Origin of the sequence: Yersinia sp. KBS0713, from assembly GCF_005937895.2 — a bacterium.
GTDB classification, from domain to species: Bacteria; Pseudomonadota; Gammaproteobacteria; order Enterobacterales; family Enterobacteriaceae; genus Yersinia; species Yersinia bercovieri.
Genome location: NZ_CP042173.1, coordinates 471,401 through 485,298, shown reverse-complemented (window position 1 = coordinate 485,298; position 13,898 = coordinate 471,401). Strand labels below are relative to the sequence as shown.

Here is a 13,898-nt window from a genome sequence, read left to right as displayed (position 1 = left end):
GAAAAACAGAAACCGTGGGAAAAATGACGCCGCCAGTGTATCACCAGCGGCGTTTCATGACTTAAACCGGCAGCTCGCCGCGACTCTCTTTACGTTTATAAACCATAATCGTCAGCAGCAGTGGCACCACAATCGCCACCAACATCGCCAAAGCATAGATGCCCCAGAACTGTGGCTTAATGGATAAAATACCCGGCAGACCGCCGACACCGATGCCGTTCGCCATCACCCCCGTCAATCCGCAAATCAGGCCCGCCAGTGCAGAGCCAATCATGGCGCACAGCATCGGGAAGCGGTATTTCAGGTTGATACCATACATGGCCGGTTCAGTGACCCCGAGATAAGCCGAGATGGCCGCTGGCACCGAGATTTCGCGCTCATTAATTTTGCGGCTAATAATGATGATGCCCAGTACTGCCGAAGCCTGCGCGATGTTAGAGAGTGCAATCAACGGCCAAACTGGCGTGCCGCCCATGCTCTGAATCATCTGCATATCAATGGCTAACGTGGTTTGATGCACACCAGTGATAACCAACGGCGCATATAGGAAACCAAACAGCGCGGCGCCAATCGGCGCGAAACTGCCGGTCATCACTGCTTTCACGCCCCATGCCACCCCATCACCAATCATGCGGCCAAATGGCCCAATCAGTGTATGGGCGAGGAACACCGCCAGCAGCAGGGAAACCACCGGCACCACCACCAGATAGAGGTAAGCGGGGATGATTTTCTTCAGGTTGGTTTCAATCCAGCCCAGCGCTAAACCCGCCAGAATCGAGGGGATAACCTGCGCCTGATAACCCACTTTTTCAATGGTGAACCAGCCAAAATTCCACACCTCAGGAATTTGTTGGCCCAGCAGATAGGAGTTCATCAGCTGCGGTGAAACCAGCGTGATACCCAGCACAATCCCCAATACCGGAGTGCCGCCCATTTTCTTCACTGTCGACCAGCAGATAGCCACCGGCAGGTAGAAGAAGATAGCTTCGCCCAGCAGCCAGAGGAAGTCATAAATGGTTTTCCACGCCGGATACATCTGCGCCAGCGTTTTACCGTCGCTCATCGGGATATCACCGATCACGTTACGGAAACCGAGGATCAAACCGCCGCTGATCAGCGCCGGTAACAGCGGGAAGAAGATCTCGGCAAAGTGAGAAATACCGCGCTCAAACCAGGTCATATTCTGCCGCGCCGCCAGCTTGGTTTGCTCTTTATCCACTTCATTCAGGCCAATTTTGGCGATCAGCGCCTGGTAGTAATCGTCCACTTCTGGCCCGATAACCACTTGAAATTGCCCGGCATTAGTAAAGCAGCCTTTGACCATCGATAGATTTTCGATCTCTTTTGGCGAGGCTTTAGAGGGATCATTTAACACAAAACGTAGCCGGGTAATGCAGTGGCTGACGGAGGCAATATTCTCTCTGCCTCCCACCAGTACGATCAATTGATCGATATCTTGTTGTTTTACTTTGCTCATTTCAACGTACCTTTCAACGGTGGGATAGCGTGCTGAGTGATAAAGCTTTTTTTTTATCTGTAAGGTCTATCTTGAATAAAAAAGAGTGAAAACGGCCGTCGGCACTATGGGGGTCGCCAGTATTAAAACCATCACCGATTAAATATTCGACTAATTAAAGATTAGCTACGTATTTATATTTATGGAATGGGAACGTTCCCAACTTGCGTTGAAGATCACAGTTTGCAATTTTTTGCGCCAGATAAGTCGCCAAAAACAGGAGCGCTGCCGCTGTTTACCCACCACTCAGGATGGGATAGCGGCTAACAGCAGAGTAAGATGAGGTATCAGGCCAGTTGACCGGGGATGATAATCTGTTGAATTAGCTGACTATTATTAAGCTGGTCCAGTAGTTGTTGTGCTGCTTTCACCCCTGCGCTGCCATAACCTAGTTCGACTGACAGGGTATTGGGGAACAGAAAGTGCAGTAGCGGCGTATTACCAATGCCACACACCTGAATATGTTGCTGCCCCTGCTGCTGTAAGTACTTACTTACCCCCATGGCGATGGTATCAGAGGCACATACCAGTGCCGAGGTATCCGGTTTTATCACCTGCGGTGCCAGTTGAAAACCACTCTGATAGCTCAATTCACCCAGTGCAACCGTAGGTATCAGGCCGTGCTGCTGGCTGTAATCAAGGTAGGATTGGTGGCGGCGCATACCCGTGGTGGCATCCGACGGCTGCACGCCGATATAGCTGATATGACGATGACCCGCATGGCGTAACTTATCCATCAGCAGGCGCACCGCCCCCTCATCGTCATAGCAGACGGAGGAGTAACCGGCGTATTCCCGCGCCAACACCACCATTTTCTCTTGCCACGGCGAGAGCATATCTGCGGTTAACCCAGTGAAACCAAACAGAATCACCCCATCCACATTGCGCTGTTGCAGCACATGCAGATGCTCGCTGACCAAAGTGGCATCAAACTGGCTCTCCATCAGAATCGGGTCGTAACCTTGCTGGTAGAACAGTGGCAGCATGGTGCGTACCGCCTGATTCTCAGACGGTGAATCCAGACGCGAGACAATAATCGCTACCACTTTATCGCTCTGCCCTCGCATGGCACGAGCTGATTTTGACGGGGTAAACCCCTGCTGACGAATAATCGCCTCAACCCGCTCCCGCGTCTGTGGGCTGACACTGCCTTCGTTATTCAATACCCGCGAAACCGTGGATTTTCCAACTCCACTCATGCGGGCAATGTCCTTAATGGTTAAGCGGTTTTGCATGGTTTACCTAATGTTTAGGTTTAGAAATATATAATAAACTGATTATTTATACTTGATGGCATACAGGGAAGCATAGCATGCACAGAATCAGACTCAGCGCATGATATCCCAATGACCGGCGACATATTGTCACCCTAACGGATTATCTTCTCGTCAGGGTGATTTTTGCCGTGTTAACCATGGTTATGCCGTTTAGTGTCTGTCTAGCTGTTTGGTGGCTAAGCTATCATTAGCGACCTATTTTTATCGCGTACCAGAGGGGTAGAAGTCGCGTAGCGCCTACCCTAGTTATTAATTTACCGGAGGTTAATGACCCAGTGGATCCTGTTCCCTCAACCGCACCCAATGGGTGCCTCCGGTAAGGTCTCTCCTCGTCTGAGGTGATTGCCTGACCGGATAATAATCTGGTCGGCCGTCACCGCGCACTTTCCCCGTGTTGGTCTCTGCTGATGATTTTTTGCTCTCTCACGGCAGCTTTGCTGTGGGCGCAACATGATGGCGCTAGATAAGCGGCGTCATCAAATGACAGTAAGGTTAGCACCATGCACGTTAAAAATTTCACCCGACAATTGCTCAATGCATTGAGCCGCAGCCTGCCCCGCCGCCTGATCCGCCGGGAAACCATGCTAGAGGGTTTGCCGCAGGGAAGTGCGGCTCAAGATCTGCCCGTCGCCCTGACTCAGCAGCGCTTGCAGTGCGCCAATGAGACGCCACAGCAGCTCTACCAGCGCTTTAAGAGCCACCCAGAGGGGTTGACCGAGCAGGAGGTGCAGGCGATTCGCCTCAACAGCGGCAATAATGAAATTGAAAATCAGCAGACAACTCGCTGGTGGGTCCACCTATGGCACTGCTACCGCAACCCATTTAACTTGCTGCTAACCATTCTGGCACTGATCTCCTATGCCACCGAAGATCTCACCGCCGCACTGGTAATTGGTGCCATGGTCTTGATCTCCACCCTGATGCACTTTATTCAGGAAGCGCGCTCAAGCCGCGCGGCGGATGCATTGAAAGCCATGGTCAGCAACACCGCGACCGTGATCCGCAGCGATGCCCATACCGGCAAGAGCGAACATCGTGAATTGCCCATCTCACAGTTAGTGCCCGGCGATATCATCAAGCTCTCGGCTGGCGACATGATCCCGGCAGATTTGCGCATTTTGCTGGCAAAAGACCTGTTTATCAGTCAGGCCGCATTGACGGGTGAATCACTGCCAGTGGAGAAACTGGCCCAGTGCCGTGAGTGTGAGGAGCAGAATCCACTGGAGCGCGATACCCTGTGCTTTATGGGCACCAATGTGATCAGCGGCTCGGCGCTGGCGATAGTCATCGGCACTGGCAATCAAACCTATTTTGGCCTATTGGCTGAGCGGGTGACCCATCAGGATGAGCAACCCAACGCCTTCCAGAGTGGCATCAGTAAAGTCAGTTGGCTGCTGATCCGTTTCATGTTGGTGATGACACCAATTGTGTTACTGATCAACGGCTTTACTAAAGGTGACTGGTGGGAAGCCGCGCTTTTTGCGCTCTCTGTCGCCGTCGGTTTAACCCCAGAAATGTTGCCGATGATCGTCACCTCGACCCTGGCAAAAGGGGCAGTGAAGCTGTCGCAACAGAAAGTGATCGTCAAACGACTGGATGCCATTCAGAACTTTGGCGCGATGGACACTCTGTGTACCGATAAAACCGGCACCCTGACTCAAGATAAGATCGTGTTGGAGAGTCATACCGATGTGTTTGGTGCCAACTGTGAGCGCGTGTTGCACTACGCCTGGCTCAATAGCTACTACCAAACCGGGCTGAAAAATCTGCTGGATGTGGCGGTGCTCTCCTCCATGGCGGGATCTGCCGCCGCCGAGTCTCAGGCCGCCGACACACTGGCGGGTTACCGCAAAATCGATGAGATCCCCTTTGATTTCGAACGCCGCCGCATGTCTGTGGTGGTCAGCGATAAATCGGATTATCACGAGCTTATCTGCAAAGGGGCGCTGGAAGAGATGCTCTCCATTTGCCGCCATGTCCGTCAGGGGGATGAGGTTATCCCCATCACTGATGCGCTGCTGGCCCGTATCCGCCGCATCACGGATGAGCAGAACCAGCAAGGGCTGCGGGTGGTTGCCGTCGCTACCCGCATTCTACCCGCCTATCAGCGGGATTATGCCGTTATCGATGAATATGACCTGATTTTGGAAGGCTATATCGCCTTCCTCGATCCACCGAAAGAGAGCACTGCCCCTGCGCTATTGGCGCTGAAAAACAGTGGTGTTAACGTAAAAATCCTTACTGGTGACAATGAGTTAGTGGCGCGTAAGGTCTGTAAAGATGTTGGATTATCTGTCGAGCAGGTTTTGCGCGGCAATGATATTGAGCAGATGACAGAGGCAGAACTGACCGAAGCTACCCGCACCACCACCGTGTTTGCCAAACTGACCCCGATACATAAAGAACGTATCGTGCAAAACCTGCGGGCTGCGGGCCATGTGGTCGGTTTTATGGGGGATGGCATCAATGATGCGCCAGCGCTACGGGCGGCCGACATTGGGATCTCCGTGGATTCGGCAGTGGATATCGCCAAAGAAGCCGCCGATATCATTTTGCTAGAAAAGAGCCTAATGGTGCTGGAACAGGGGGTGATCGAAGGCCGCCGCACCTTCGCCAACATGCTGAAATACATCAAAATGACTGCCAGCTCCAACTTTGGTAATGTCTTCAGCGTATTGATTGCCAGCGCATTTTTACCCTTCTTGCCGATGCTGCCTCTACATCTGTTAATCCAAAATCTGCTGTACGATATTTCGCAGATTGCCATTCCGTTCGATAACGTCGACGAAGAGCAACTGGCGAAGCCACAACGCTGGAACGCCGGCGATCTGGGGCGCTTTATGGTGTTCTTTGGCCCGATAAGTTCTATTTTTGACGTATTGACCTTTAGCCTTATGTGGTGGGTATTTAAGGCCAATACGCCGGAAATGCAGACCTTGTTCCAGTCCGGTTGGTTTATTGAGGGGCTGCTGTCTCAGACATTGATCGTGCATATGATTCGTACCCGTAAGATTCCATTTATCCAGAGCCGCGCCTCATGGCCACTGTGCTTAATGACACTGGCGGTGGTGGTCATCGGTATCGGGCTAACCTTCTCACCACTGGCGGGATTCCTGCAATTACAAGCGCTGCCACTGGCTTACTTCCCATGGCTGATAGTGATCCTGGCCGGATATATGGTGACGACGCAGTGGGTGAAGGGGTGGTTTGTGAGGAGATATGGCTGGCAGTGATGCTAGCTGTATTACATATTGATTTGGCGATTGATTCGTTTGAGGTGAGAGTTAAATTCGACTCAAACAATCAATCGCGATGGCCTTAAAACTATCAAAATGCTGACTACTCAACAGACGGCTCATGGAGCGCTCGCGCACAAAGGTGACGAACAGATCGTAAATCGCCATCGCCTCTTCATAATCGGTTTTACTGATGGCCAGCAAGAAGATGACATAGGCCACTTCGCCATCCCCCCAGGCAATACCATTGGGGGCCAGCAGTGTCACCACCACCGTTCTCTTCGCCAATAAGCCCAGTGAATGTGGCAGCGCGATCCCCTCGCCTAGCATGGTGGAGACAATCGCCTCCCGCTCAACCACTGACGGGTAGAAATCGGCGTCAACAAACCCTTCCGCCTCCAGCTGACCACAGACTTTCTCAAACAGCTGTGCCTGTGTTATCGGCTGGTCGATAATCATAAAGTGATGGCGATCAAAGAACTTTTCCAACATGTAGGGGCGAGTTCGATCCACCAAGACTAGCTTGCCCAACTGCTCCAGCTGATACTCGGTCGGGAATGGCGACATCACCACCACTGGCTTGTTTTTCTCAGCTAATCGCGAGTTGGAAATAACGAAATCTTCGTCGATATGGTGGAGAATTTCGTAATCACGCAGGGAAATGGTCTGTGTCATCACAATTTGCGGATACTTACGGGAAATCTGCGCCTGGATCATACGGGTGGTGGAGTTACCGGTGTCACACACTAACATCACCTGCGGATGGCGCTGATAACCAATATTGTAATGGCGCTCCAGCCCCACCCCAATATGCAGCACCAGATAGCCAATTTCATTCTCACTCAAGCTGTAAGGGGTGTATTTCCCCCAACTGGATACCGCCGCCAGCGTCACATCATAGGCCATCGGATAGTGCTGTTTAATATTGGATAACAACGGGTTAGGAATGGTTATCTGATACTTCACCCGCGTGATCATGGTTTTGATATGGGTGAGCAGATCACAACGCAGCTGCTTATCGCCCTGCAAATTGTAATTATAGTGCGTGTTGATATAAGAGAGGATGTAATCCACCAGCGTCTCTTCATCATCAGCATTGATTTCACTTGGCCGGCTACTGCCAGACGGGTTGGTTTGCACCCGACGGGCGGCAATATTGACCCGTAAATAGGCCTCTTCCGCCGCCGAAATATCTTTTTTGGACAGTGACTTAAGCTCATTTGCCAAGCGGCCTGATGCCAGTTTCACCGCCTCATCTACATCTTCGGCGTCAAAATCGGATAACGGATAGCCATCAGTGATCCGTTTTATCGCCACCGCACAGTAAAAAATCAGGTATTGCTCACCTTCATCAGTCAGCCGCACCCCATATTGATCCAGTAGCGCGTGTAATCTTTCGGTCAAATCCGGTATGGCCTGAATACTCAGAAACTCATTTTTTAATAATGGGTTATCGGTGTCTTGCAGTTGTAGCTGGAACAAAAGATCCGTCAGACAGGTGCGGATCGCCAACTCCGCGCCAAATAATTTCATGCCATAGCGGGGCTTGGTTTCAATCGTCAAATGGTAGCGGTTCAGCCTCTCTCTCACCTCAGCCATATCATTTTGCAATGTGCCACGACTGACAAACCATTCATCGGCTAAATCCTCCAGCTTCAATGAAAAAGCGGAGGTCAGAAAACGGATTAACAGATAGTGCACTCGCTCATTGGCAGTGCGCGGGGTTAAATGCGTTTTACGGTTTTGCTGCTGCAGAGCACGGAAGCGCTCGGCGTCATCGATCATTAACCGATAACCAAAGCCACGGTTATGTACAAAATGTGCACCATAATGCTCAAGAATTTCATTCAACGCCGTGATATCTGCCCGCACAGTACGTGTCGAGACCGCAAAGCGCTTCGCCAGCTCATCCTGAGGCAGCGTCTCCGATTGCAGTGCATCGAACATATAGGCCAGACGTTGATAGGGAAATCTCACTGCTCCACTCCGTTATCCAAACATGCTGTTTTTCAAGGCATTGAGGCCATCCCCTGCCAGCATCTGCGCAGGGGATGGTCTCACCAAGTGCCAGGGTCAATTTGCCACTTTGTGGATCAATTTTAAAGCGGCTTCTGCTATCGCGGTGCTGATTCAGCGCCTACAGGCAGTGGTTGTCGAGTACCTGTATCGGTCGTTACACCACGATCTTTTTGACGATATCCAATAATGTTTTTACATCTTGCGGGCGGGTATTGCCCGTTTTGCTGTCGATAATTGAGCTGTAGATGTGCGGGATGATTTTTGTCACTCCGGCATCCAGTGCGATCTGCACAATTTGCTCGAAATTATCCAGATCGATACCACCCGTTGGCTCCAGCCAGAAACCGGTCGCCGCACAAGCTTCGGCGACAAATCGATACTCGTCGATAGAGTCCAAGCCGTTCATTGGGAAGAATTTTATCGAGCTGCCGCCCATATCTTTCAACATGGCAATAGCGGTGGTGACCGCAACGATCGCGTCTTTCTGCTGTGAGCTGAGGGGGCCGGTGGAGATCTTCACATACCCCACTTTACCGGTCGGTGAGACCAGGCCGTTAACCACCGTCTCCTGCTGCCCCAGCAGAGCGCGACTCGGGCCGACGCCAGTAAATACCTGATTTACATGCTGTGGTTTCAGCTGCTGCACAATCTGGCTAACCATCGTCGATTGCTTAGGATCACCCGCACCCAACCCGACGGATAGAGCATTATCGATAAGTGCCGCATACTCGCGCATCTCTTTCACCGCGCTGTCGACATCAGGGTAATTTTTCGATAACACCCCCACCAACACATGGCCTTCGGCGGCCTGGTAGATCTCACGCGCATTCTCTTTTGAACCGGCCAGCACATTCAGACACACCCGATCACGGTAATAATTTGGGGTCAATTTCATGGCTTAGGCTCCCTTAATCAGCTGGTTGATACAGCGGTAAATTGTTTCGAGTTGCGGTGGTGTTACACTGCGAACATCCACTTCAATCTTACCTTCGTTGGCTTTGTAGGCACGGAAATAGATGGCAATATCACCATTTTTTAGCGCATCAACCAGATCTGGTGTCGAGCGGCCGATTTTGGCTTCATCAAAACTGATCTCAGTGCGGGCAATATCGCGCCCAGCCGCATCCCAAACCACTTTGGCGCAGACGCCGTCGATGCTATTCAGTTGGGTGATGAAAGGCGTCATCTTCGCCACCATCTGCTGGCCGCTCTCTTTTTCCAGTGTCATGTAGCTTTCAATGGCGCGGGTTAGGCCGAGGATACCCTCTTTACCCACTTTCATCGCCCGACCAATGCCGTTTGATTGCAGTTTCACCCAATCAACATAGGTTTTCTTACCTAAGACCAATCCGCTGGTCGGCCCTTCAATAGCTTTGGCCCCACTGTAAATCACCAAATCAGCGCCCATTTGGTAGTAACAGAGCAGATCTTCTTCCGCTGCCGCGTCAACGATTAATGGCAGTTGATGCTTGCGGGCGATGACCACCGCTTGCTCAACCGATAAAATGCTTTTTTGCACACAATGGTGGGATTTTATATACAAGATCGCCGCTGTATTGCGCGTGATCGCCGCTTCTAGCTGTTCAGGCAAACACTCATTGGCATAACCGGCTTCCACCACTTTACCGCCACCCAAGGTCACCATGGTATCAACTGGCGCACCAAAGTTAACATTGTGCCCCTTCGGCAGCACAATTTCATTGGGCACGGTGCGGGGTGCGGCATGAAGATTGACCAGCAAATTCGCATCATCTTTCACGATCACTGCGGCGACGGATTGCGCAACTCCGGCAGAGGCGCAGGAGACCACCACCGCGCTCTCAACATTTAGTAAATCGGCAATGTAAGCGCCGGTTTTATTCACCAGATCTTTCATTTCAAAGTAGTGATTTAGACCCAGCTCCACGGCGTCAATCACCTCTTGCCGTGGTGTTGAAACCCCAAGCATTGTCATACGGCCAGAGGCATTAATCACATGTTTTAGCTGGTATTTCTCATAAACTGAAGACATCTTTTAACTTCCCTTCGTCAGTTAACACTAAGTCACCGGCCACCACCGCAGCCAGTGGCACCAGATACTGTTCACCGGTGACCGATTTACCTTCCGAATCGCTGAATACCTGCGGCTGCTGTTTCAGCTCAAAAATAGTCAGGTCAGCATCATAGCCCTCAGCCACGACCCCTTTATGGCTCAGGCGCAGCGCTTGGGCGGCATTTTCGGTTACACAGCTGATGACCTGTTCCAAGTTTAGGCCGATGATGAAAAATTTGGACATCACGCTCGCCAGGCTATGCACCGGCCCACTTATGCGGTTGCGGCAATAGATGTCGGAGCTGATGGTGTGCGGGTAGATACCTTGCTTGATGGCAAGCTCGGCAACCTCAAAGCTGAAACTGGCGCTACCATGGCCCACATCCAGCAACACGCCGCGTTTTAGTGCGCGCTGAATAGATTCACGCAAAGCCCCCGCGGGGGTCAGAATTCGGTTGGGTTTGCCGTTATAGCAATGAGTAATAATGTCGCCCTGCGTCAGTAAATCGGCAATTTCATCCAGATCCGGCGGGTTATTGCCAATGTGCACCATCAGCGGCAACTGGTTGTTCTCTTGCTGGATCTCTTTGGCGCGAATCAGCGGCTTAATACCGTTTTTACCCACCACACTGCTACTCATTCGGGCCTTAATGCCGATAATGAAATCGGGGTTACGAGCAATCGCCTGACTGACACTTTGCTTATCAATCTGCGCCATATCAGCTAATTCGTTTTGCGTGACGATGCCGGTTTTTGCAATATTTAAAAAAGCATAAACATGGGTTTTGGCCGCGCGAGTCAGGCGGTAGAAATCATCAATATCATTGGCACCCGTGCTGCCGGCATCCACCACCGTGGTCACGCCACTGGCAACACCAACTAAATCAGCTTCGTCATGATAAATAGGCGATGCGGGGTAGCAGTGAACATGGGAATCAATCCAGCCGGCACTGAGATAATATCTCCCAGCCAGATCCAGGACTTTTTTGGCCGGATAAAAAGGGGATTCAATTTGGTTATTTTCAACCGCAGCAATAGTCGCGCTCACCGCCGTTATTTTTCCATCATTAATGGCAATATCCACCTGATGACCATTAACCAATAGTGCCCGAGTGATAATAAAGTCATGCATTATCTTTATTCTCCGTTATACCCTTCTTACTGAGTATCGCAGCGGGGTAAATATCCGGTAATTTGAATATTCACCCCGAAGTTCAGGAAATCGCGACCGGGAAAATAGAACCTAAAATCATGGCACCCAAAATTGCGCCACCGGTTATAGGTTTATTCCACAGATAAAACAGTAATGCGCCACCTAAAGAGCCGATACCAATGGGAATTGATGCAGTAATCGCGGACAGAATAATCAGTGGCCCCAAAAAGCGGCCCGATGAGTTACCTGCGCCCATCATGACATCTGCACCGTAAGTCGAATTACTTTGGTTAATCGTAAATTTACGTGCCAAAATAATCAGATAGCCGATAGCTAGACCAATTATCAGGCCGGTCACCAAGGAGGCGGCAAAATTGGCCACCGGGAACACAAATCCAGCCCCCAGCAATAATGCCGGCACACCCAAACCTACGCCGGTTTGAATCGCACCACCGATATCTAAAATACCGACCAGCGAACCTTCAATAATACGGGCAAATAAGAAGCTGGCACCAAATGCAGCCACTGCCCCATAAACCCCGGTATCCATTCCTGCACGTAGCATTGAAACAAATGCCACTTCGTTAAATGCGCCGATACCATATAAATAGTACATATGAGTACCCGCAAACACGCCGGAAGATAATAGCCCTACAAAGATCGGAAAGGACCAGTCGGCATACCAGAAATTATTCTTGGTTTGTTCATCCATCATTAAGCTCCTCTCGCTGTGTTATTTTCCGCTCAATGCGTTATGAATGGTATCGAGCCACACGGGCACACCCAGACTGAATGACTCCAGGAATTTCATGTCGAATCCACGGAAGAAGCCACTGAGCACGAACAGCAGCACAATCACTGTCATCATGATTTTTGTGACTTTATTCCAGCCGCTCTCCTCAACCCCTTTACCAATTAAAATACCCAGAACCAGACCCGGAACGGCATTACCCATAATTAACTGCGCCAGGCCGCCGAAAATAGTGGCCCAGAAACCAGAACGACGTCCGGCATCAATGGCGGCTAGCCAGAAAATAACCGGCATCACGGTGTTAACCAGAATATTAGCGGCCGGCACCAAGACCTTAATTGCCGTAACCTGTAATGCAGCCGGAACCGCTGAAGCGGTAGTATTGAGGAAGCTGACGACAATAACCCCGATAATGCCGCAGGCAATCGCCATCTTTTTCGGGTTATGCATGGTTTCCGCCACATTGCGATTTTTAATCATCAATGCTGCAGCACCCCAGTTCGGAATAATGCGGTGGTCGACATCCTGAGTAAAGGCCCCAGCGGCAACCGACGAGGCCCAGGCGTTGAAGAAGAAGCCTAGCCCGAAGGAGAAATGCGATGCCGGATCGCCCTCACACGAGTTCAACTCGCCCAAGGTACGAAATGCGCCCATGCCCTGTATTGTCGGCGCATGGAACATGCGGGCGGCCCCAACACCAACCCCCACGCCGACCAGTCCGCCGATAATAATCGACTTAAAAAGAATAATTAAAAACATCAACATATCCTTTCATCTATAAGTCACACCCAGCAATTGAAGTTGCAGCTAGCTGCAAATAACAGTGCGGTGGGAATAGACTTTTTATTTAGAAACGAAGACAACCTTTTCTGTGTCAATAATTGTCACGTTCACGGTAATATCTAATTCAACACTGTATGTTTTTCTTTCTCGCGGCAGAAAAAAGAGTAAAAACTTCTCTTTTTTCACTGATAATTCGGCGCGTAATACTTTGACGTCTTGTGGTTCAATCCGTAACAGAATATTTTGCGTCGACTTCAACACCGTATTTTGGACATTACCCAGTGCATTGGCGAAAGCTTTACCCTTAGTATCGCCTTTGCCTTTTACCTGCACCTGAGTGGTATATTGTTCTTTCATTACGGCTGACCATATTTCTTGATATACGCTTCCACTAATTTCTGCCCTAACTCTTCTTTATCCATAAATCCGAAGCCTAATACCTTGCAGCCTTCATTTATTGCGGTCACACCCTCTTCGACTGAGCGCATTCCGTATTTTGCTTTGTAGCCATACTTATTTTGGGCCGTAATAGCACCCGCACCGCCGCTACCACAAAATGAGATACCGAAGTCTGCTTGTTCGCTATTCATCACATCACCCAGTTTCATGTCTGCGGCAACACCGGGAATAACCACCACGCGGCCACCAGCCAATTCAACACCTTGCCCAACTTTTTGGCCTTTACCTAAACGGTCGCCAATTACAACGGTAATTTGACTCATAGTCTCTTCTCCAGATGACTGTTTTATGGGTTATTATCTTTCGCTACTTCAAAATGCACCGATAACAAATAAGCCTCTTCAATCGGCAAATTGGCAAACCTGTCGACAACTTGCTGGGCCATTTGCATTGAATGTGCTGAAATTTCATCAAATAATGATTTATCCACCTCAGGTAATGGCTCGCCAGTGATTGAACGTAACACCATGGCCCGAATATGTGATGTCAACATTTGCTGCTGCACATCGTTGGTGAAAATGTTTTCGGCATTTAACATCACGGTAATTTCAGCTAATACCCGCTCAGTGATGATATTTACCTCTGCGACTCCAGGTTCCTCGGCTGCATTCAATGTGGCTACATCATTCACGCTGACAATCCTCTATTTCTTGCTGTAACAACTTTCTGACT

The 13,898-nt window shown here is 50.3% G+C and carries 12 protein-coding genes; 1 reads left to right on the top strand and 11 read right to left on the bottom strand.

Annotation, left to right across the window (positions count from 1 at the left end):
• Positions 1-61: 61 nt before the first annotated feature.
• Positions 62-1,477, bottom strand: coding sequence for a PTS trehalose transporter subunit IIBC (gene treB / locus FFE93_RS02280; protein WP_005271434.1), 1,416 nt, complete (start codon positions 1,475-1,477; stop codon positions 62-64).
• A gap of 326 nt (positions 1,478-1,803) precedes the next feature.
• Positions 1,804-2,751: a trehalose operon repressor TreR gene (gene treR / locus FFE93_RS02275; RefSeq protein WP_138774734.1), complete on the bottom strand. Its 948-nt coding sequence runs from the start codon at positions 2,749-2,751 to the stop codon at positions 1,804-1,806.
• Between the two features lie 542 nt (positions 2,752-3,293).
• Here treR and mgtA point away from each other — a divergent pair.
• Positions 3,294-6,026 carry a magnesium-translocating P-type ATPase gene (gene mgtA / locus FFE93_RS02270; protein ID WP_138774733.1) on the top strand — a complete coding sequence of 911 codons (2,733 nt, stop codon included), beginning with the start codon at positions 3,294-3,296 and terminating at the stop codon, positions 6,024-6,026.
• 51 nt (positions 6,027-6,077) lie between these two features.
• On the opposite strand, the gene FFE93_RS02265 is transcribed toward mgtA, so the two are convergent.
• The 9 genes from FFE93_RS02265 to FFE93_RS02225 all read right to left on the bottom strand — a co-directional run bounded on the left by FFE93_RS02265 (position 6,078) and on the right by FFE93_RS02225 (position 13,857).
• Complete coding sequence (locus FFE93_RS02265) at positions 6,078-8,006, bottom strand: BglG family transcription antiterminator (RefSeq protein WP_138774732.1); 1,929 nt, start codon at positions 8,004-8,006, stop codon at positions 6,078-6,080.
• 196 nt (positions 8,007-8,202) lie between these two features.
• Positions 8,203-8,943: a 2-dehydro-3-deoxy-phosphogluconate aldolase gene (gene dagF / locus FFE93_RS02260; protein ID WP_005271427.1), complete on the bottom strand. Its 741-nt coding sequence runs from the start codon at positions 8,941-8,943 to the stop codon at positions 8,203-8,205.
• A 3-nt stretch (positions 8,944-8,946) separates the two neighbouring features.
• The gene (locus tag FFE93_RS02255) at positions 8,947-10,059 is read right to left on the bottom strand and encodes a DgaE family pyridoxal phosphate-dependent ammonia lyase (protein ID WP_138774731.1); all 1,113 of its coding nucleotides are present in this window, start codon (positions 10,057-10,059) and stop codon (positions 8,947-8,949) included.
• Positions 10,043-11,212, bottom strand: a complete 1,170-nt coding sequence (locus FFE93_RS02250) for an amidohydrolase/deacetylase family metallohydrolase (protein WP_138774730.1) — start codon at positions 11,210-11,212, stop codon at positions 10,043-10,045. Before FFE93_RS02250 ends, FFE93_RS02255 begins: the two co-directional genes overlap by 17 nt.
• An 82-nt stretch (positions 11,213-11,294) precedes the next feature.
• On the bottom strand, positions 11,295-11,945 hold the full coding sequence (locus FFE93_RS02245) for a DUF4310 family protein (RefSeq protein WP_032896643.1): 651 nt from the start codon (positions 11,943-11,945) through the stop codon (positions 11,295-11,297).
• Between the two features lie 21 nt (positions 11,946-11,966).
• Positions 11,967-12,743: a DUF4311 domain-containing protein gene (locus FFE93_RS02240; RefSeq protein ID WP_004701420.1), complete on the bottom strand. Its 777-nt coding sequence runs from the start codon at positions 12,741-12,743 to the stop codon at positions 11,967-11,969.
• An 84-nt stretch (positions 12,744-12,827) separates the two neighbouring features.
• Positions 12,828-13,124 carry a DUF4312 family protein gene (locus tag FFE93_RS02235; protein ID WP_032815603.1) on the bottom strand — a complete coding sequence of 99 codons (297 nt, stop codon included), beginning with the start codon at positions 13,122-13,124 and terminating at the stop codon, positions 12,828-12,830.
• On the bottom strand, positions 13,124-13,489 hold the full coding sequence (locus FFE93_RS02230; protein ID WP_005271418.1) for a glycine-rich SFCGS family protein: 366 nt from the start codon (positions 13,487-13,489) through the stop codon (positions 13,124-13,126). Before FFE93_RS02230 ends, FFE93_RS02235 begins: the two co-directional genes overlap by 1 nt.
• Before the next feature lie 23 nt (positions 13,490-13,512).
• Positions 13,513-13,857, bottom strand: coding sequence for a PRD domain-containing protein (locus FFE93_RS02225; protein ID WP_054872817.1), 345 nt, complete (start codon positions 13,855-13,857; stop codon positions 13,513-13,515).
• Between the last annotated feature and the right edge of the window lie 41 nt (positions 13,858-13,898).

Bases quoted from the DNA above. Each gene is read 5' to 3' on its own strand.
- treB (WP_005271434.1), bottom strand. From the start codon at position 1,477: ATGAGCAAAGTAAAACAACAAGATATCGATCAATTGATCGTACTGGTG.
- treR (WP_138774734.1), bottom strand. From the start codon at position 2,751: ATGCAAAACCGCTTAACCATTAAGGACATTGCCCGCATGAGTGGAGTT.
- mgtA (WP_138774733.1), top strand. From the start codon at position 3,294: ATGCACGTTAAAAATTTCACCCGACAATTGCTCAATGCATTGAGCCGC.
- dagF (WP_005271427.1), bottom strand. From the start codon at position 8,943: ATGAAATTGACCCCAAATTATTACCGTGATCGGGTGTGTCTGAATGTG.
- FFE93_RS02255 (WP_138774731.1), bottom strand. From the start codon at position 10,059: ATGTCTTCAGTTTATGAGAAATACCAGCTAAAACATGTGATTAATGCC.
- FFE93_RS02250 (WP_138774730.1), bottom strand. From the start codon at position 11,212: ATGCATGACTTTATTATCACTCGGGCACTATTGGTTAATGGTCATCAG.
- FFE93_RS02245 (WP_032896643.1), bottom strand. From the start codon at position 11,945: ATGGATGAACAAACCAAGAATAATTTCTGGTATGCCGACTGGTCCTTT.
- FFE93_RS02240 (WP_004701420.1), bottom strand. From the start codon at position 12,743: ATGTTTTTAATTATTCTTTTTAAGTCGATTATTATCGGCGGACTGGTC.
- FFE93_RS02235 (WP_032815603.1), bottom strand. From the start codon at position 13,124: ATGAAAGAACAATATACCACTCAGGTGCAGGTAAAAGGCAAAGGCGAT.
- FFE93_RS02230 (WP_005271418.1), bottom strand. From the start codon at position 13,489: ATGAGTCAAATTACCGTTGTAATTGGCGACCGTTTAGGTAAAGGCCAA.